General features: G+C 71.7%; 20 protein-coding genes and 2 pseudogenes. 11 read left to right on the forward strand and 11 right to left on the reverse strand.

Features of this window, described 5'->3' with window-relative positions:
* Nucleotides 1-57: 57 nt before the first annotated feature.
* Complete coding sequence (locus tag ABD932_RS21510; protein WP_425587494.1) at nt 58-306, reverse strand: hypothetical protein; 249 nt, start codon at nt 304-306, stop codon at nt 58-60.
* Between the two features lie 5 nt (nt 307-311).
* The gene (locus ABD932_RS21515; protein WP_345015148.1) at nt 312-917 is read right to left on the reverse strand and encodes a DUF5994 family protein; all 606 of its coding nucleotides are present in this window, start codon (nt 915-917) and stop codon (nt 312-314) included.
* Between the two features lie 287 nt (nt 918-1204).
* Between ABD932_RS21515 and ABD932_RS21520 the strand changes: the two genes are divergently transcribed.
* From ABD932_RS21520 to ABD932_RS21545, 6 genes are all read left to right on the forward strand, one after another.
* The gene (locus ABD932_RS21520) at nt 1205-1474 is read left to right on the forward strand and encodes a hypothetical protein (protein WP_345015149.1); all 270 of its coding nucleotides are present in this window, start codon (nt 1205-1207) and stop codon (nt 1472-1474) included.
* Nucleotides 1475-1639: 165 nt separating this feature from the next.
* On the forward strand, nt 1640-2134 hold the full coding sequence (locus tag ABD932_RS21525; protein WP_345015150.1) for a DUF5994 family protein: 495 nt from the start codon (nt 1640-1642) through the stop codon (nt 2132-2134).
* Between the two features lie 171 nt (nt 2135-2305).
* Nucleotides 2306-2578, forward strand: a complete 273-nt coding sequence (locus ABD932_RS21530; RefSeq protein ID WP_345015151.1) for a hypothetical protein — start codon at nt 2306-2308, stop codon at nt 2576-2578.
* A 60-nt stretch (nt 2579-2638) separates the two neighbouring features.
* Complete coding sequence (locus tag ABD932_RS21535; protein ID WP_345015152.1) at nt 2639-2995, forward strand: PRC-barrel domain-containing protein; 357 nt, start codon at nt 2639-2641, stop codon at nt 2993-2995.
* Nucleotides 2996-3019: 24 nt separating this feature from the next.
* On the forward strand, nt 3020-3202 hold the full coding sequence (locus tag ABD932_RS21540) for a hypothetical protein (RefSeq protein ID WP_345015153.1): 183 nt from the start codon (nt 3020-3022) through the stop codon (nt 3200-3202).
* A gap of 123 nt (nt 3203-3325) precedes the next feature.
* Entirely contained in the window at nt 3326-5140 is a 1815-nt protein-coding gene (locus ABD932_RS21545; protein ID WP_345015154.1) for a SpoIIE family protein phosphatase, read from the forward strand.
* Nucleotides 5141-5154: 14 nt separating this feature from the next.
* Here ABD932_RS21545 and ABD932_RS21550 read toward each other — a convergent pair whose 3' ends face one another.
* The 5 genes from ABD932_RS21550 to ABD932_RS21570 all read right to left on the reverse strand — a co-directional run bounded on the left by ABD932_RS21550 (nt 5155) and on the right by ABD932_RS21570 (nt 9855).
* The gene (locus ABD932_RS21550; protein WP_345015155.1) at nt 5155-5838 is read right to left on the reverse strand and encodes a hypothetical protein; all 684 of its coding nucleotides are present in this window, start codon (nt 5836-5838) and stop codon (nt 5155-5157) included.
* A gap of 475 nt (nt 5839-6313) precedes the next feature.
* On the reverse strand, nt 6314-7324 hold the full coding sequence (locus ABD932_RS21555) for a fatty acid desaturase family protein (RefSeq protein WP_345015401.1): 1011 nt from the start codon (nt 7322-7324) through the stop codon (nt 6314-6316).
* A gap of 104 nt (nt 7325-7428) precedes the next feature.
* The gene (locus ABD932_RS21560; RefSeq protein WP_345015157.1) at nt 7429-8586 is read right to left on the reverse strand and encodes a ferredoxin reductase; all 1158 of its coding nucleotides are present in this window, start codon (nt 8584-8586) and stop codon (nt 7429-7431) included.
* Between the two features lie 252 nt (nt 8587-8838).
* Complete coding sequence (locus ABD932_RS21565) at nt 8839-9042, reverse strand: cold-shock protein (RefSeq protein ID WP_345015158.1); 204 nt, start codon at nt 9040-9042, stop codon at nt 8839-8841.
* Between the two features lie 279 nt (nt 9043-9321).
* Nucleotides 9322-9855 (reverse strand): hypothetical protein, encoded by a 534-nt coding sequence (locus ABD932_RS21570; RefSeq protein WP_345015159.1) that lies wholly within the window; start codon nt 9853-9855, stop codon nt 9322-9324.
* 1086 nt (nt 9856-10941) lie between these two features.
* Here ABD932_RS21570 and ABD932_RS21575 point away from each other — a divergent pair.
* The 3 genes from ABD932_RS21575 (at nt 10942) to ABD932_RS21585 (ending at nt 13051) form a co-directional block, all read left to right on the forward strand.
* Nucleotides 10942-11625: a DUF5994 family protein gene (locus ABD932_RS21575; protein ID WP_345015161.1), complete on the forward strand. Its 684-nt coding sequence runs from the start codon at nt 10942-10944 to the stop codon at nt 11623-11625.
* A gap of 409 nt (nt 11626-12034) precedes the next feature.
* Entirely contained in the window at nt 12035-12448 is a 414-nt protein-coding gene (locus ABD932_RS21580; RefSeq protein ID WP_345015162.1) for a DUF5994 family protein, read from the forward strand.
* A 111-nt stretch (nt 12449-12559) separates the two neighbouring features.
* On the forward strand, nt 12560-13051 hold the full coding sequence (locus ABD932_RS21585) for a DUF5994 family protein (RefSeq protein WP_345015163.1): 492 nt from the start codon (nt 12560-12562) through the stop codon (nt 13049-13051).
* 156 nt (nt 13052-13207) lie between these two features.
* Here ABD932_RS21585 and ABD932_RS44020 read toward each other — a convergent pair.
* Nucleotides 13208-13339, reverse strand: a pseudogene (locus tag ABD932_RS44020) (SCO4225 family membrane protein); the annotation flags it as partial.
* 42 nt (nt 13340-13381) lie between these two features.
* Nucleotides 13382-13606, reverse strand: a pseudogene (locus tag ABD932_RS21590) (response regulator transcription factor); the annotation flags it as partial.
* A gap of 200 nt (nt 13607-13806) precedes the next feature.
* Between ABD932_RS21590 and ABD932_RS21595 the strand changes: the two are divergent.
* The gene (locus tag ABD932_RS21595) at nt 13807-15822 is read left to right on the forward strand and encodes an ATP-binding protein (RefSeq protein WP_345015164.1); all 2016 of its coding nucleotides are present in this window, start codon (nt 13807-13809) and stop codon (nt 15820-15822) included.
* 91 nt (nt 15823-15913) lie between these two features.
* On the forward strand, nt 15914-16828 hold the full coding sequence (locus ABD932_RS21600) for a peptidoglycan-binding protein (RefSeq protein ID WP_345015165.1): 915 nt from the start codon (nt 15914-15916) through the stop codon (nt 16826-16828).
* Between the two features lie 46 nt (nt 16829-16874).
* Here the strand turns inward: ABD932_RS21600 and ABD932_RS21605 are convergent, their stop codons facing one another.
* Nucleotides 16875-17522: a response regulator gene (locus tag ABD932_RS21605; RefSeq protein WP_345015166.1), complete on the reverse strand. Its 648-nt coding sequence runs from the start codon at nt 17520-17522 to the stop codon at nt 16875-16877.
* On the reverse strand, nt 17513-18733 hold the full coding sequence (locus tag ABD932_RS21610) for a sensor histidine kinase (protein ID WP_345015167.1): 1221 nt from the start codon (nt 18731-18733) through the stop codon (nt 17513-17515). Before ABD932_RS21610 ends, ABD932_RS21605 begins: the two co-directional genes overlap by 10 nt.
* Nucleotides 18734-18824: the final 91 nt, after the last annotated feature.

Genomic DNA, 18824 nt, shown 5'->3' on the forward strand with positions numbered 1-18824 from the left:
GGGCTGCGGGCGGTGCTGTTGGTTCGGGCGGTGGCGCTGTTCGTTCGTGCGGTGGTGTCAGTTCGGTCGGCTCGGCCCGTCCTCACGACGGTCACGGCGGTCACGGCGGCCGACAATGCCGCTCACTCTCGCCCGGCCGTGTCCCTTCCCCGGAGCCGACGGGGCCGGGCCCGGGACAGGCATCCCGGTGCGGCCGTAATGGAAGGCGGCCATGCGGTCACTGTGCTGTGAGTTGAGCAGGTGGATGAGGAGCACCCCGAAGGCGATCATCGCCAGGACCGCGATCACGATCGCGAACGTCTCCACGGTCCTCACCTCCCCATCGGCTGATACGGCAGCGTGGCGGTCACGGCCGGGATCCGGGGACGTGCGGCCGGATCGCGGGCCTCGTGGCCTCCTTCGGAGTCCCAGACCGCTTCCACGGCCCGGTCGGCCTCGGACACCGTCCGCAGGCGCGCGGCCTCCGCCATCAACCGGCTCGCGGTCGACGTGCCCAGTGGGTCGCTCGCGGCGGCCATCAGCCAGGCGGCCGAGACGGGCGTCGTCTGCGGCGGGACCACCAGGAGGTTCCAGCGGCCCATGCCGTACGAGAGCAACAGCAGTTCGTGCGGGTCCTGCTCGGCCAGGAACCAGCCCACCTTCACCACGTGCCCGGCGACGGGCACCTTGCGCGGAACGACCGGCCAGTGGGTGGGATTCACCGTGACCCGGGTGATCCGCCCCCACAACGGATCCAATACGGCCGTGAGGGAGGGGAGTTCGGCCCCGAGATCGCGGGAGCGGGGCCACCATGCGCCGTCCAGCAGAGCCGGTGCGGGGCCGGTGGGAGCGAGCGACAGACGGGGAGACGACGAGGAGAACACACGGTCATCGACTTCGGCTTCGGCTGTCGGCGGGAGGGAAATGGTCGCAGTCATGACGCGAACCCTGCCCCGGGCCGGTCATGACCGGCCCGGCGTATTCAATCGCCGAAAACGACACGAGCCTGGGAGCCTGTGCGCGAAATATCCTCGGTGATTTCAGCCTACTCCTCGGGCACGCCCAACGGACCGTACGGCCAAGGGAGAAACGGCCCCATGCGCTCCCATGCGCCCCTGCCCCGGCCATTCGTCCCAGGGGCAACAGTCTGAACGGGCCGTATTCGCCAGATGGTGGAAAGGGACGATCGGCATTCGTCGCACGGGCCCGCGCGACGGGGCAGACGGTGCACCTGAGCACACACGCCGTCCCGCTGCGACTGTCGCACCTCGCCGCGCGGATCATCTCGGGCGGCTTCGACACCACCACGGCCATCCCAGCCAACCCGGCCAACCCGGCTAACCCGGCCAACCCGGCCAACCCGGCCATCCCCGCACCGACGGCAATCCGGCCCGAGACCCCGCCGCGGCCGACCGGCCGCGCTTCCCCGGCTGAGGGGCTGTTCGGCCTGCGGCACGCTGTCCGGTCCGCCCGGCTCCTGCGGGGAGTAGCGTGAAGCCATCGGGAGCACTTCGCACATCGGCTCCGATGCCGGTGTCGTTCCCGGTGAGCGACGACACCGGGCAGCTGCTCTCGCGCAGGAGTCCGGAGACGGGTTTGCGCGATGTCCGCGACCACCTCTCACCCCCCGCTACGGGCCGTTCCGTTCAGGGCCCCGACCGTGCGCCTCGCGTTGAGGTCCGAGAACTCTTCCGGAGGACGCGCCGAGTTGGACGGCGCCTGGTGGCCTCGTTCACGTGACCTGCCGAGTGAACTCTCCGCCTTGGCGGACGTGCTGGATCCGCTGTGGGGGCGGATCACCCGTATCGCGGTCAACCCCCGCCACTGGCCGATACTCCCGCCCAGGATCTTCGTCAACGGCCATGTGGTGAGGGTCGGTTGGTTCACCTCTGAGCTGGATCCGCACGGGATCACTCTGCTGTCCTACACCGCGGGCCGCTGGGATCTTCTGGTGGTCCCCCCGGAGACCGGCGCCTCCTCGGCCGCCCGGCTGATGGCCGCCGCGAGCGCGGACGCCGGTCCGCCGAGGACCGCGACCGCGCTCATGACGGCGGAACGGGCCCGCCACGGAAGCAGGGCGCCGGCCGGGAAGGACGGGAGCGGCGGTGTCCTCTCGTCACCCGGCTGGAATCAGCTGCGCGCTGTGGGGATGTGAGGAGGGGGGCGGGCGGACGGGGTGCCGCCCCCGTGGTCGTGAGCGCTGCTCGTGGGCAGGTTCTCGGGCCCCGGCCCGGAGTAGAGTGAGCTGCGGGAGTCAGTCGGTGACCTGCGACCTTCTCCTTGCAGGGGGCGACGGGTCCGGAGCCCGGCACGAGTGGCGGCGACCATGGCAACACTGCACGAGCGGAAGACCTACCGCGAAGCGATCATGAAGACCCTGTACGAGGACATGGAAGGCAGCGGCCTCCCTGACGTCTCCGGGGCCAAGCTGCGTGAAGATCTCGCGATCCCCGAGCAGGATCTGGCCGCGGCCTGCACCTATCTGGTGGAGGAAGGGCTCGTCACGGTCCGCTGGGCCCATGGAGACACTCCCGCGACGGTCATGCTGACGCATCAGGGGATACGACTCATGGAGGCCGAGGAGGAGGACCGCGGCTGACCGGCGGGTGGACACCGGGGCCGTTGCGCCGCCGGCGGAGCGCGCAGACAGGAGCAGGGCATGATCCGTTCGGCCGACATCCGCGAGTGGCGCACCCATGACGTGGTCGATCCGAAACAGCGCAGGATCGGCATGCTCGAAGCGGTCTATGTGGACACGGCCACCGACGAACCGGCCATGGCCACCGTCCGGACCGGGCTGCCCACCCGCCACCGCCTGGTCTTCGTCCCCGTCGACGACGCGGTCCTCGGACCGGGCTACGTCAAGGTCCCCTACGCCAGGGGACAGGTACGGAAGGCCCCGTCGATCGGTACGGACGACGTGCTGCCGGCCGAGCAGGAGGAAGAGATCTTCCATCACTACGGCATGACGTACCGGCCGGGAGCAGGCGGCGAACGTCAGCTCGCACGCCGCTGACCGTAAGCACGCGGCACAGGAGAGGTGGTCCGGCGTGATGGCGCTCTTCTTCTGCTCGTCCTCGTGGCCGTCGTACTGGGAATCATCGGGGCCGTGGCGGACGACCTGGGCTATCTCCTGGCCATCGGCATCGTGCTCTTCGTCGCCGACGTGACCTTCTTCGCGGTGCGGCTGTCCCGGCGCGCCAGGCGGCGTCCCGCCCGCTGACGGCGGCAGGTGAGCGGAAACTCGGCCCACGGAGATGGCACGCGGCACGGCGGAGGTGGGCGACCAGGTCCTCGCCTCGGCCATGCGAGCGGGTTCCTGTCGGGGGACCATCAGGTTACTGATGTGTCGGTTCCCCTGATGCCGATGTGCCCGGTCTTCGGTGGGAGGCTGCCATGGCTGGAGGGCGGCGTGGTGGAGGATGCGGTGCCCGGTGCGGGAGGTGAGGGGCGGTCGTGGCCGGCGGCCGAGCCGGGTTTCTGGCAGCAGGTCGTCGAGCAGCTGAGCACAGCCCTGATGGTGGTGGATCCGGCCGGCCGGATCCTCGCCGTCAACCCGGCCGGCGAACGGCTGCTGGGCCGAGCCACCCGCGCGATACGCGGGAAGGACGCGCACGAGCTGCTGCACCGGGACACGGACGGCGGCACGCTCCTGCGCGAGCAGTGCCCGCTGCTCCGGGCGCTGGCCGAAGGGGCCGCCGCGCGCGGGGAGGGCGACAGCTATCTGCGCGGTGACGGTCGCCTGGTCACGATCTCCTGGTCCGCTTCTCCCCTGACGGACGGCGGCTCCTTCAAGGGCATGGCCGTGCTGTTCACCGACATCACCAGCGACCGCAGCGCGGGCCGGGAACGTGCGGCCTACACGAGTGCCCTGGAGGACCTCAACGAGCGGCTGACGCTGGTCGCGGAGATCACCGACGTCCTGGGTCAGACCCTGGAGACCGACGAAGCCCTCGCCCGGCTGGGCCGCCTGCTGGTTCCCCGCCTCGCCGACTGGGCGGCGGTGGACCTCCGGACCGGTTCCGGGCAGGTCCACCGGGTGGCGGTGACCGGTCCCGCGGGCCGGGCCGCCGGGCTGGAGGGCGGGCGCGAGCGCCTTCCCGAGGCCGGGGAGGCGGAGCCCTCAGCTCTTGTCCGGGCGCTGACCGGAGGTGATCCCGTGCTGCAGAGCGAGCAGGACGCGCAGAACGAGACGGAGGCGGCCGCACCGCCCGGCTCGCCCCTGGCCGCCGCGCACAGCGACTTCCTGCGCACGGTGCACGCGGCCTCCGCCATCACGGTCCCGCTGGGCTCCAGTCGGCAGATCACCGGCGCCCTGACGGTAGTGCGCACCGATCCGGCGCACCCCTTCGACACCGCCGACCTGGAGGTGGTGAGCGACATCGGCCGCCGGGTCGGCCTGGTCATCGACAACGCACGGCGGTTCGGCCGCCAGCGCGCCGTCGCCGAGGCCATGCAGCGCAACCTGCTCGCCCCACTGCCCCAGCCCGGCCGGCTGCGGCTGGCCGCCCGCTACCAGCCCGCCCCCGCCGGCTCCCAGGTCGGCGGCGACTGGTACGACGCGTTCGAGCTGAAGGACGGCACGCTCGCGCTGGTCATCGGCGACGTCGTCGGCCACGACCTGACCGCGGCCGCCGGAATGGCCCAACTGCACGGCATCCTGCGGTCCCTGGCCTGGGACCACACCGGACCGCCCGGCGCCGTCATCGACCGCCTCGACGACGCCATGCCCGCCATCACCACCGTCCCCATGGCCACCCTCGTCCTCGCCCGGGTCGAAGGCCACCCGCACACCGGACCGTGGACCCTGCGGTGGACCAGCGCCGGACATCCGCCGCCTCTCCTGCTGACCCCCGGCGGGCACGCGCAGTACCTCGAAGCCGGACAGGGACTCGTCCTCGGCGCCCCCGCGTACACCGGCGCGAGCCGGCCGAACGCCACGCACGCCCTGCCGCCGGGCTCCACCCTGCTGCTCTACACCGACGGCCTGATCGAAATCCCCGGCAGCGACCTCGACACCGGCCTGGACCGGCTGCGCCGCCACGCCCTCACGCTCGCCCACACACCGCTGGACACGCTGTGCGACCAACTGCTCGCCCGGATGCCCCCCGGTAGCACCGACGACGTGGCCCTGCTCGCCCTGCGTCTGCCGCCACCATGACAGCGGACGGGTGCTCAGGCTCCGAGGACCAGAACACGGAACGGGCTGTACAGGGACGGGGACCTCCGAGACGCGTCGCCCTCGGCGTACCGCCACCCCCAGGACCGCAACGCCTCGACGGTCGTGTTGTCGGAGCGGCTCACCAGCATGACGCCGAGCGCGGCGCCATGGTCGGTGAGCAGCCGCTTCTGCAGGCGCCGGGCAAGGTTCCAGGGCCGGCCCTGGTTCTCTCTGCGCACCCGAGGCGGAACGAGTATCACGGAGATCACGAAAAGGCGTCCGGAGGCGGCGGGGCGGAGCAGGCTCCCGGGAAGGTATCCGTCGAAGCCCTCCCACCAGGGCCCGGCGCCGCATACGGGGAAGCCGTACGCGCACCCGATCAGCTCGGTGGACTCCGCGATCAGCAACTCGAATCCGGGGCGGCGTACGTCTGCCACCAGCCGTCGTAGAAAGGCGCCGCGGGCCTGGTTCCACACCCACGGGCCGCCGCCCGCGGTCTGCGCGTACAGGTCGCCCAGCTCCCCCAGCCGGTCCTCGATCTGACCTCGGCTCAGCTCACGGACGCGTTCGCCCGCGCGTGGCGACGAGCCGCGCTCCGGCCCCGGCCGACGCGCCTCCCGCGTGCCACGCCGGTCCGGGCCGACCTGCCCTCCGAGGAGCTCGGTGGGCGTCGGCGGAACGGGCACGTTCACGGTCATGGGGCAAGCCCTGCCCCGGGCACGGGCGGACCCGACCCGGTGTCTTCGGTCGCCGAGGGCGGCACCGGTGTCGGAGCCGGTACGCGAGGAGCTCTCGGTGTCTCCACCGTACTCCCGGCGGCGCATCGCCTGCCGTGGACGCGGGAGCCGTCTCAACAATGGTCTCCTCGTCACCCCACGGCAGTAGGCTCGTCGTGCGGTCGCCCTTGTCCACGCCCGCGCCGTTCGACGAATGCCGGATGGTCCGCGCCCACGGCGAGCTGGTCCTGGCCACCGTGGCACCCCTGGAACACGCAATGGAAGGCGCCCGCGCCGGATGCGGGCGCCTCTTTCTCATGGTCGACCTCAGTGAGGTGACCTTCGCGGACGGAAGCATCCCGGGTCCGCTGCGCGACCCGTCGGGCGGTGGGCCGCTGGACACGACAGCACGGAGGAGGGGCCGGGTGACGTACCCGGTCAGTCCGCCGCAGCCTGCCTACGGCAGTGCATGGCGCAGTACCCGCCCCCACATCGACGCGTACTGCCGCCGGAGAGGCCCGGTGACGTACGGCAGTTCGTACCGGGCGCAGATCTCCCGCACCCGGGGCGCGACCTCTGCGTAGCGGTTGCTGGGCAGGTCCGGGAAGGCATGGTGTTCGATCTGGTGGCCGAGGTTGCCGGAGAGGACGTGGAAGAGAAGGCCGCCGTCGATGTTCGCCGAACCCTGGATCTGGCGTTCGTACCACTGCCCGCGGGTCTCGCCCTCGATCTCGTCCTCCGTGAAGGTCCGCACCTCGCCGGGGAAGTGGCCGCAGAAGATGACGGTGTGGGCCCAGACGTTGCGCAGGGCGTTCGCGGTGAGGTTGCCGAGAAGGCAGGGTACGGCGGAGGGGCCCGCGAGGAGCGGGAAGAGGACGTAGTCCTTGGTGAACTGGTGGACCGTCTTCCGTGCCAGGCCGGCGACGTCGCCGAGGAAGCTCCGCACGCTCTTGCGGCCGTCGGCGACCGCGTCCGCCTCCAGGTCGAACAGGGCGATACCCCACTCGAAGACGGGCGCGAGCAGCGCGGTGTAGAGGGGCTGGAGGAGATGCGCCGGGTGCCAGGGCTGATCGGGGCTCATCCGCAGGACGGTGTAGCCGAGGTCGCGGTCGCGTCCGACGACGTTGGTGTAGGTGTGGTGCAGGTGGTTGTGGGTGCGCTTCCAGGCGTCGGCGGGGGTGGCGAAGTCCCACTCCCAGGTGGTCGAGTGGATCGCCGGGTCGCCCATCCAGTCCCACTGGCCGTGCAGGATGTTGTGGCCCAGCTCCATGTTCTCCAGCGTCTTGGCGACGGCCAGCATCGCGGTGCCGGCGCACCAGGCGGGCGGGAAGAGCGAGACCGAGAGCGCGAGCCGGCCGCCGGCCTCCAGGCCGCGGTGGACGGCGATCACGGTGCGGATGTAGCGGGCGTCGTTCGCGCCTCGTGCCGCGATGACTTCGGAGCGGATGCGGTCGAGTTCCCGCCCCAGTTCTTCGGTGGGGTCGACCCGCTGGGGGTCGACACGGTTGAGGTCGACACGGTTGAGGTCGACACGGTTGAGGTCAACACGCTTGCTGGGCAGGGCACTTGCGGTCACGGAATCCTCCTCGGGAGGTCCTGGACATCGAGGACGAGCGGACCCGCGGCGCCATTGACGCAGGTCTGGATCAACTCGCCGGGTTCACCGTGCACTTCACCGGTCCGCAGATCGCGGACCCGCCCGTCGACGAGCAGCACGAGGCAGCTGTGACAGACGCCCATGCGGCATCCGTACGGCATCGCCATGCCCGCCGTCTCTCCGGTCACCAGCAAAGGCTCGGACGCGGGCGCGTCGGCCTCGACTCCGGTGTGTTCGAACCGCACCCGGCCGCCCGTGACGCCCGCGCGCGGCGGCGCCACCGGTGTGAGCCGGAAGCGCTCCACGCGGAGCCGCTGCCGCAGACCGGCGGCGCTCCAGTGCCGTTCCGCCGCGTCGAGCAGGCCCGCCGGGCCGCACACCCAGGTGTCCCGTCGGCGCCAGTCGGGGCACAGTGCCCCGATCCGCTCCGGGGTGAGCCGGCCGTCCGCACCCGTGTACGTCAGTGAGAGCCGCAGCCACGGCGACCGGGCCGCCAGGTCGGCCAGTTCGGCCCGGAAGAGGCACTGGCCCGGCTCGGGTGCGCTGTGCAGGAGTACGACGTCACAGGCGGCGGGACTGCGGCGGCCGAGGGTGCGCAGGATGCCCATGACGGGGGTGATGCCGCTGCCCGCCGTCACGAACAGCATCCGGACGGGCGGGGGCTCCGGCAGGACGAACTCTCCCTGGGCCGGGCCGAGTCGCAGCACTGTTCCGGGCGCGGTCCGGTGCACGAGGTGTGGGGAGACGCGGCCTCGCGGATCCGCCTTGACGGTGACGGTGACCAGGCGGTCGGGTGCGTCGGGTGGTGAGGTGATCGAGTACGTACGCCAGTGCCGTACGCCGTCGATCTCGACCCCCACCGGCAGATACTGCCCGGCCCGGTGCCCCGACCAGCCCCGCCCCGGCCGGATCGCGAGCGTGGCCGCGGCGGGCCCCTCGGCCCGGACCGCGACGACACGGCCCGCGGGATGCCGGGCGGAGAGCAGCGGGTCGAGCAGACCGAGGTAGTCGTCCGGGGACAGCGGACTGGTCAGCCAGGAAGCGGCCGACAGAGCTCTTTGCGTGACCCGCCCGCGCCGCGACGCGGTGAGTCCTGGGGCGGAGAAAGACGAAGGCAGCCATCGCACGGGCATGCGGGTACCCCCTCGCCGTGAGCGAAGCACACCGAGCCGAGGCGAACCCGACTCCGCGGCGACTTTCCGCCATGCGCCGGGCCGGCGCCGGAGGGGGGCATAGGGGGCGCGGTGTGGCAGGTGAGGCCGAGACGGGTCTTCGGGAACAGAACAGGGGCCCGCACCCAAGGTGCGAGCCCCTGTTTCGTCTGTTTCGTCGTATGCGCGTACGAAAGAGTGTCCGACGCGTTCAGACGGGTTCGGTCGCGCGTGTCAGGCGGGAACGATGTTCTCCGCCTGCGGGCCCTTCTGGCCCTGCACGACGTCGAACGTGACCTTCTGGCCTTCCTGCAGCTCACGGAAGCCGGAGGTGGCGATGTTCGAGTAGTGAGCGAACACGTCCGGTCCGCCACCCTCCTGCTCGATGAAGCCGAAGCCCTTTTCCGCGTTGAACCACTTAACGGTACCGCTGGCCATGCTGATTCTCCTGAGGCAGTGCTGGAGACCCGCACCTCGCGGGCCCCCTCATCGCCGCGATGATCACCTGCCCGGGAATCCCGAAGAATGGCAACCACAACTGCAATTTAAGTCCAGCGTAGCACCGGAAATAATCAGCGACAAGCGGAAAGAGAAACTGCCCGAAAAAAGCCGGCAGAGCGATTGGAAAAAGGTCTTAATGGCACCGGCCAAATTTATGTTCCGGCACCATCGGACTTTCACTTGTCATCTGCCTCTCGGCTCCTGGTCAGCTCCTCGTCACCGCAGGACCAGTACTCGGCAGGGAGGAGCGCACAGGGGCGTCCCCCGGGCGTCCGCCACGTCCGCCAGGACGTACTGCCATCCCCAGAACCGCAGCGCCTCGAGCGTCCGAACGTCGCCGCGGTGCACCAGCATGACGCCGAGCGCGGCAGCGTGGTCGGTCAGCAGTCGTCTCTGCAGGCGCCGGGCGAGGTTCCAGTCGCGGCTCTGGTTCTGTGTGCGCACGCTGCGCCCGACGAGTATCTCGGAGATCGCGAAGAGCCTCCCGGACGCGGCGACACGGAGCAGGCCCTCGGGGAGGTATCCGTCGAGGCCCTGCCACCAGGGCCCGCCGCCGCGCACGGGGAAGCCGTGGGCGCATCCCGTCAGCAGCGTGGCGCCCGAGGAGACGGTGGTCTCCGCGATCAGCAGGGCGAACCCCGGTCGCCGTACGTCGGTGGCGAGCCGCCGCAGGAAGGCGGAGCGGGCACGGTTCCACGCGCACGGGTCGCCGGTGGAGGTCTGCGCGTACAGGTCCCCGAGTTCCGGCATGCGGTCCTCCACCTGACGGCGGGTCAGCGGACGGAGGCGTTCGCCCTCCAGGGGCGACGGGCCCTTCCGGCCCCTCGACGGGGCGGGCCTCGCCGGACGCCTCGCGTCCGGGACCGGGCCTGGCCCCGGGTGCACGGTCGTCGGCCGGTCCGGCACGTTCACAGTCATGGGGGCGGGCCCTGCCCCGGGTCCGGACGGAGCCGGCCCGGCGTCGTCGTTCGCCGAGAACGGCACCGGTGTGTGAGCCGACGCGCGAGGAGCCCTCGGTGCCCTCAGCCTACGCCCGGGCGCGCAGGCTGCGTCCGGCTCCGCAGGGCGCGGACGCACGATGGACGTACCCGGAGGAGCAGGTCGCGCCGGGCTCACAGGTCTCCTCCCGTCGCTCCGCCCCTCGGACGGACAACGGAGGCGGCACCCTGCTCCACCCGACGGTCGACACCGCGCGCCCCTCCCGCGCGCCGTCATCGGCATCGTCCTGGCCCACCAGCAGCCGTTCCAGCCGTTCCCAGGCACAACGCGCCCACACCGACGAGCCGCGCCGACCCGGCGGCCACCGCGGTACGTCGTACGGCTGCCATCGCCGTTCGGCCGAGGAACCGAACGCCCACGGGGCTCCGCGCGGGAACCGTCCCGCTCCCCCTCCGCACGCTCCGACGGCCGCCGCCGGTCGATCGGCCCCGACGACGGCCGCCCGAGGCTCCCTTCGCGGCCGCTCCCCCTTCTTGGGCGCGCGTTCGGGAGCCAGGTGCCCCACATCGGACCCACGACGGCAGGCGGGATGTCACCGCGCAGATCTCGCGACGAGGGGAGGTGAAGGTGACCGAGGCCGACTGCCGGAGGGCGAGGAGAGCCACGGCCAACTGTCCTGCGGCGGCGGCGAATCGGTCCTTGCCCGGTAGGCCGGGGAGAAGGCGGCCCATGGGCTGCCGAAACAAAGTACGTTCCGGCGGACTCCTGCACACGGCCGGACGACATCAGCCTAGGCCCGCTTCCCCGGGGGTGGGAACCCCGGGGGAGGCCCGCTTTCCGCCATGTCCCGGACGCGGCGTCCGTGGAGCGGTCCGGGAACCGCAGCGGCGGAGTAGCGTGGCGGACACCGGGAGTTCTCCGTACGCCCGCGCCCCGTTGGCGTCGTTCCTGGCGCACCACGGCACCGGTCCGTCGCGCGGCGGCCGGGGACAGGACCGCGACATGAAATCGCGCGCCGATGAACGTGCGACCCCCGAACAGGAACCCTCCTCCCCGTCCTTGCCCGCCCGGCTCACCCTGCGCCCGCCGACCTTCCCGCCTGGCCCCGTGAGCGGTGCCTGGTGGCCCCGCTCCCACGACCTGATGACCGAACTGCCCATCCTCACCGAGGCGTTCGACGCGCTGCGGGCGAGGGTGACGAGTATCGCGTCTCGCCGCGGCACCTGGCCTGTGGCGCCCTGCGACCTGCCCACCACCGGTCACACGGTGAAGGCCGCGTGGTTCGCGTCCGGGTTCGACCTGTACACCATCCGGCTCTACTCCTACGGCGTCGGCCGCTGGGACCTGCTGGTCGTGCCGCCCGGGACGGAGGCGGCCGCGGCCGCCCGGCTGATGACCGCAGCGGCCGACCCCGCGCTCCACCTCACCGCGAGCGCGCTCGTCGCGGCCGAACAGCATCGGCTCGACGCGGACGGCACCCGGTGCGAGCGGGAGCGGGTGGAGCAGTGGGAAGGCGAGGGCGGTACAACGGGGCGCCCTTCAGGCGATCTTCCCTTCTTCCACAACTGTTACGGTCCGTGACCCCCGCATCGCGCTGCGCCCGGTAGGGTGCAAGGACCGAGGGCCCCCGTATACCGGTGACCGGACCGGTTTCGCTCCCGGCGCACGACGACACCGAGCGGCTCGTCGCCCGGGACAGGTGCCGCATCATGACCGCCTCCGCTGCCCGCCCTCCACGCCCTCGATCGGGACGCGGCCCCATCTGACGCCCGCCGCAGGTCGGCGACCGCATGTGCCGCCGTCCGCGTCCCAGCAGCCGAGCACCCCCGGCCGGGCCGACCCGCCGGCCGCCGTGATCCACCTCCTCGAACACCTCGGCCGGCTGTAGGCCGACCTGGAGCGTGGACCACGGCCCACCTCGGACCGCCGTACGCCCCGGCCGTGACCGGCCCGGGACCGCCCGCGCAGTAAAGCCCACCCAAGGAAACTCATGATCACCACTGTCCCGCCCGCACCGCTCGCCCATCCCCTCCTCCGGCTGCGCCTCGCGCCCCACAGCACCCTGCCGCGCCGCCTCGACGGCGTGTGGTGGCCCCGCTCCTACGATCTCCTCGCGGAGCTCCCCCAGTTGCTGACCGCGCTGCCGCGCGCCTGGGGGCACATCGCCGGCGTCACGGTGAACTCAGCGGTCTGGTCTGCGGCGCCGGGCCGGATGTTCGTGTGCGACCAGGTCGTACGGCTGCGCAGGACCGTCGCGTCGAATGCGCAGCACACCGTGGTCCTGCTTGCCCCCGGCCACGGTCGCTGGGATCTGCTGGTCGTGCCGCCCGACACCACCCCGGAGGCGGCCGAGGCACTCATGACCGCGGCTCTGGAGGACCGCGCCCGAGACCGGCGGGAGTAGTGTGGGCGCAAGGAGAGCGAGGATGCAGGATGCTCTCCTCGGGCCGCCGCTCGACCACCGCCGGTACCGGCAGTCGGCGACCTGACCCACCCGAACTGGCAGGTGAGCGCGATGCCGGACTCCCCTCCCCCGCACTCCGAAGGGCTCCTGGCGGACGGCTTGCACGAGTCGGTGCGCCCCGGAACGGCTCTTCTGCGGCTCACCACCACCCACGACCGCCAAGGCATACTCGACGGCGCCTGGTGGCCCCGTTCGAGGCACGTCGCCGCCGAACTGCCCGGTCTGATCTCCGCACTGACCGAGCGCCTCGGTCCGGTCACCCGGATCGGCCTGGACTCCGCGGCGTGGGACGACGTGCCGACTCGGATGACCGTCGACGACCGTGTCGTGCACATCGACGCGTTCTCCGTGGGCGACGACACCGCGCTCGTGACCCGAGGAGACCAGGACTACTTCTCCCTGCTCGTGGTACCACCGGACACGCTGCCCGAGGCGGCGCGGGCCGCGATGGCCGAGGCGGTGCGGGCCGACAACCCCAGGCAGGCCGTGCAGATCCTGCTCGACACCGGCACGGGTCAGGCCGGCCACACCGGCCCGGCTTGAGGGGCCCGAGCGCGTCGACAGCGTGTGGCGGACGTGACGAGGGCGGCCGTAGGAGCGGAAGCCCTGATGCCCTGGCTCAGGACGCCGAGTCCGGCGACCGCCGCGGCGCGGTGCGCGGGTGCACCAGCCGATGATCTCCGCGTTGACCTCTGCGCCGAGGGCGACGGCGCTGATGAACATCACGTCATTGTCCGGCAACACGAGGTACACGAGGCCGGCGGGGGCGGTGGCGAGGAGCGGGATGACGCCCGCCATGGATTCGCCCGAACTGTCGCCCGCGGTCGCCATGAGCGCCCACACGAGCAGGACGACACGGACCACGAGGTAGACGGGTGGGTTCGGGCGGGCGAGGCCGAGGTCGTACGCGAGGATCGTCGCCTGTACGCGGTCGCGCAGGCCGAGTTTGCGGAGCAGCGCGTTCACGTGGGACTTCACGGTGCCCACGGTGATGCCGAGTTGCTCGGCGATCTCCGCGTTGGTGAGGCCGGCCGCGACCAGGGTGAGGACGCCCCGCCGGCTGCCGGTCAGGCTGTCCAAGTCGGGGGAGCTCCCGGCCGAAACGATGTGACGGCTTGCGCGCGTTGTGCGCGCGTCGCGAACAACACGGGGACAACAGCAGAGCAACGAACCATTGGTTGACTGCGAAAATAAGTGACCGTTACCCGAGCTCGTCGTCGCATCCATCGCGTAGCGTGCAAAAACCTGATGTCGCCCAGGAGGTGGCCCGCCCGTTGAACTCACGTCATGGACACACGATGCGGTTCGGCGTGCTCGGCCCCGTCGAAGTACTCAAGGGCGGCACCTCCCTCGATCTGGGCCCCCGCCAGCGCCGGTTGGTGCTCGTTCGGCTGCTCATCGAGGACGGCCGCCCCGTCTCGCAGCACACCCTCTGCCGCGACCTGTGGCCGACGGACCGGCCGACGGGTGCCGCCTCCTCCGTGCGCGCCCACATCAGCCGACTGCGCGCGGTCCTCGATCCGGTACGGCAGGGCCGGTCCGCCCTGCTGGTCAGCGGTCCGGCCGGCTACGCCCTGAAGGTGCCCCGCGAGGCACGGGACACGACACTCTTCGAGGAGTCCGTGACCAGGGCCCGCGAGGCGCTGCGCGGCCGTCAACTCCCCGCCGCCCGGCAGGAGATCGACACGGCGCTCGGGCTGTGGCGGGGTGAGGCGCTGGCCGAGGCCGCCGAGCACGCCTTCGCGATACGCGAGCGCACCAGGCTCGACGGCGCCCTGCAGGACGCCCGGGAGCTGCAGACCGCCATCCTCGTCCAGCAGGGCGAGACGGAACCGGCGATCGGCGTCGCCGAGGGCCTCGTACTCAAAGCACCGCTGCGTGAGACGTCCTGGGCGCTGCTGATGCGGGCGCTGTACGCGGCGGGGCGGCCGGTCGAGGCGCTGCGGCAGTACGAGCGGTTCCGCCACATGCTGGCCACGGAGCTCGGCCTGGATCCCAGCCCCCAGCTGAGGGACCTGCACACCGCGATCCTGCGGCACGATGTCGGCGTACTCGGCACGCCTCCCACACCTCCCACCACACCTCCCACGGCTTCGTCCGGTACGCCCCTTTCCCCCGGCCTTCCCTCGGGCACCGACCTCACCGCCGCGGGTGTGCACCCGGACCCAGGACCTGCCGCCGCCACCCCCTTCGTGGGCCGCGACGAGCAGACCGCGCAACTGGTCGGCCTGCTGTCGGCCGCGGCCGCGGGTCGCCCCCAGTGGGCCGTGGTCAACGGGGAGCAGGGGTACGGCAAGACCCGGCTGGTGGAGGAGCTGTCCGTACGGGCCGCGGCGGCCGGGTTCACCGTCGCCCGCACCAAGGGCGGTCAGGCGCTCAGCGGGAACCGTGGGGTCTTCCAGACCTGCCCGACCGTCCAGCTCCTGGACGCGCTGCGGCAGGACGGCACCGACTCCGCTCAGGACGAGGTCGCGCAGAAGGACCCGCTCGGCACCGTCGTCCATGAGCTCACGCAGGCACCCACGCTGTGTGTCGTCGACGACCTCGACCAGGCACCGCAGGGCTTCCACCGCCTGCTCAGGCGGCTCGCCGGCGTGGTGCGGGAGGCCCCCGTCGTCTTCGTCTGCACCCTGCGCAACCCCGACGCCCCCGTGTCCAGCATGCTGCTCGCGGACCTGGCCCTGCTCGGCGCGAGCTGGCTGACCCTGGAGCCGCTGACCGCCGACGGCGTGGCCGAGATGCTCAAGGCGCACGGCGAGGAGGCCGGCCCGGAGGAGGCGGCGGCGCTGCACCGGCGTGCCGAGGGACACCCGTTCGCCCTGGCCGAGCTGCTCAAGCTGCCACCCGGCCGGCGCACCGGGCCGCAGGCACAGGTACCGGCCGCGGTGCGCAACATCCTCCACGCGAGGCTGGTCGAGCTGCCCGATGCGGCCCGGACCATGCTCACCTACGCCGCCGCCGACGGCGAATGGCTCGACGTCGGTCTCCTCGCGGACGTCCAGGGTCTGGCACCGGACGAACTGCTGCCGCTGATCGACGCCGCCGTCACCGCCCGGATCCTGGCCTGGGACGCGGACCCCGCCGCCGGTGGCACCGGCCGCTACCGGCTGCCCGAACTGCCCCGCGACGTCGTGCTGAGCACCCAAACCCCCTCATCCCGACAGCTCCGGCACGCCGCGCTCGCCCGCGAGCTGACGGGCCGTACCGATACCGACCCGGCGCGCCTGGCCCGGCATCTGCGCGCGGCAGGCCCCATGGCCCCGGCCGCGGCCCCCGCCCCGAGCCGCCCGTCCGCCCTGGGACAAGGGCACTGATTCCCGCTTCTCCCCCACCTCCAACTCCTCTTCCACCTCCACCCCTACCTCGCCGAACCGAGCGAGCCCACACTCGACCCAGGAGTCTGTGATGAGCACCAAGACGGGCCCACAGAGATACCCCGGCGCAAGCCGGGCGAACTGGTACCAGGACGACTTCGGCGGTGACCCGATGCAGGTCAATGTCGTCGTCCTCCACACCACGGAGGGCCGCACCCTTCCCGGATACGGCGGCGGCTCCTCCGCACCGAACCTGACGGCGGTCCCCGACCTCGCCGCCAAGAAGCTGAAGTGGTACCAGCACTTCGACATAGAGACCTCCTCCAGGGCGCTGGTCAACCTGCGGGGCGGCGTCGAGACGAACACCATGAACGTGTGCCAGGTCGAGCTGGTCGGCACCTGCGACCCGAAGACCCACGCGAAGTGGAAGACCGCGGACCAGGCGCACATCTACTGGCCGGACGCCCCCGACTGGGCGCTGCAGGGCGTCGCCCGCTTCCTCGCCTGGATGCACGAGGAACACGGCGTACCGCTGTCCGGCCCGAAGGCGTGGCCCGCGTACCCCACGTCGTACGGGAGCGGCGGCCAGCGGCTGACGGGCGCTCAGTGGGCGGACTTCAAGGGAGTCTGCGGGCACATGCACGTGCCGGAGAACGTCCATGGCGACCCCGGCGCGATCGACTTCGCCAGGATCACCAAGTACGCGAAGGCCGAGCTGGACGTGGACGACGACACCCCGGAGACGACCACACCCGCCAAGCCGAAGGTTCCCGCGTTCCCGGGACGCAAGTACTTCGCGGCCGGGGCCTCGAACGCGTACGTCCTGCAGCTCGGCAAGCAATTGGTGAAGCGCGGCTTCGGCGACCACTACAAGGTCGGCCCGAGCAGGACGTGGGGCGAGGCGGACCGGCTGAACGTGCGGGACTTCCAGAAGTCACGAAAGGAACTGCGCGGTGACGCCGACGGCAACCCCGGCCCGCTGACCTGGCGTCTGCTGTTCTCCTGAGCGACGCCGTGCCCATTGCAACGGGCGACCGACCGCTCGGCGCCGGTCACGCGCGGAGGTAGGTGAGGACGGCGAGGACCCGGCGGTGTACCTGGCCGTCGAGGCGCAGGTCCAGTTTCTGGAGGATGTTGCTGACGTGCTTGTTGACCGCCGCTTCGGTGACGTACAGCTCGCGGGCGATGGCGGCGTTGGTGCGTCCCTCGGCCATCAGTGCGAGGACCTCGCGTTCTCGTGGGGTGAGGCGTTGCAGGGGATCGCGGCGGCGGTTGAGAAGTTGGCGGACCACTTCGGGGTCCACGACCGTCGCGCCCGCGGCGACCTGGGTGACCGCATCGACGAACTCCCCGACGGCGCTGACGCGGTCCTTGAGGAGGTAGCCGACCCCGGTGTCGCTGCCCAGCTCGAGCAGGTGGGCGGCGTAGGACTGCTCGATGTACTGGCTGAGCACCAGGACCGGCAGGGTGGGGTGCTCGTGGCGCAGGGCGATGGCGGCGCGCAGGCCGTCGTCGGTGTTGTCCGGTGGCATGCGGACGTCGGTGACGACGATGTCGGGATCGTGCGCCCGCACCGCGCCGATCAGGGCGTCCGCGTCGCCGACGGCGGCGAGTACGTGGTGGCCGAAGCGGGTGAGCACACCGACCAGGCCGTCCCGCATCAGCGGGGAGTCCTCGGCGAGTACGACGGTCAGCGGCACGGCAGCTCCACATGCAGCAGGGTGGGCCCGCCCGGCGGGCTGGAGATACGGAGTCTGCCGTCCGCGGCGGCGGCGCGGTCGGCCAGGCCGGTCAGCCCGCTGCCCGCCGCCGGGGAAGCGCCTCCGACGCCGTTGTCCCTGACGGACAGCACGAGGACGTCGGTGTGCAGGCGGGCATGTACCTCGGTTCGGGTCGCCTCGCTGTGCTTGGTGGCGTTGGTCAGGGCCTCGGCGATCACGAAGTACGCCGTGGTCTCCACGGAGAGCGGCAGACGACGCGGCAGACGGATGTCGACCGTGACGGGCAGGGCGGAGCGGGCCGAGAGGTTCTCGACCGCCGCGGCCAGGCCATGGTCGGTGAGGGCCTTCGGATGGACGCCGCGGCTGAGTTCGCGTAACTCGTCCACGGCGAGCGTGACTTGTTCCTGGGCCTTGGCGAGCTGACCGGCCAGAGGTGAGTCCGGCTCCGTGTCGAGGGCGGCCAGGCCGAGCAGCACATTGAGGGAGACCAGCCGCTGCTGGGCCCCGTCATGCAGGTCCCGCTCGATCCGGCGCCGCTCCGCGTCGAAGGCGTCGACCAGCCGCGCCCTGGAGGCCCGTACGTCGGTGAGTTCCCGGCCCAGTTCGCTGTCGCGCGGCGCCAGCATGAGGCGCGTGACCGCGGCCCGCGCGCCGGCCCAGGCGGTGATGGTGTACGGGGCGGCAGCGAGCAGGCAGAGGCCGACTATCGCCAGCGGCCAGGCGCCGGGATCGTCGATCGGCGACATGATCACCAGCACGGGGACGACCAGGGCGAAGGCGAGGACGAGGAAGTCCATCCACCACAACGCGGTCGCCGACACCGCCGTGAAGCCCAGCTCACGCCAGGTCGCCGGCTCCCGCAGCCGGGTCCGCACCCAGCCGGTGGGCCCCGTGCGTTCCGGAGCCTGGTGCGGGTCCGGCACCGGGTCCAGGTCCACCAGACGCAGGCGCCACCGCTCGAAGCGAGTGACGGCGACGCCGGACACCGCCACACCGAGCAGGATCGGCGCCCCGACCAACACCACCAGCGAGACGATTCCCGCGACGAGCGCGATCACGAGGACGACGCTGGTGACGGCACCGAAGACGACACCGGACAGCAGGTACGCCAAGGACCGCCAGGGCCAGCTTGAGCCCAGCACCTTCAGCGGGTTCTGGCCGAGCGCCTGCCACGCGGTCCGATGTCGCATCTGTCGACCCTAGCGAGCCGGAGATCTTGAAGCAGTAGTGCAAGCACTACCCCTGGACTCTCATGTGCGCCAGTGCGCCGACGGGGGTCGG

This window comes from Streptomyces shaanxiensis (assembly GCF_039537145.1).
GTDB lineage: Bacteria > Actinomycetota > Actinomycetes > Streptomycetales > Streptomycetaceae > Streptomyces > Streptomyces shaanxiensis.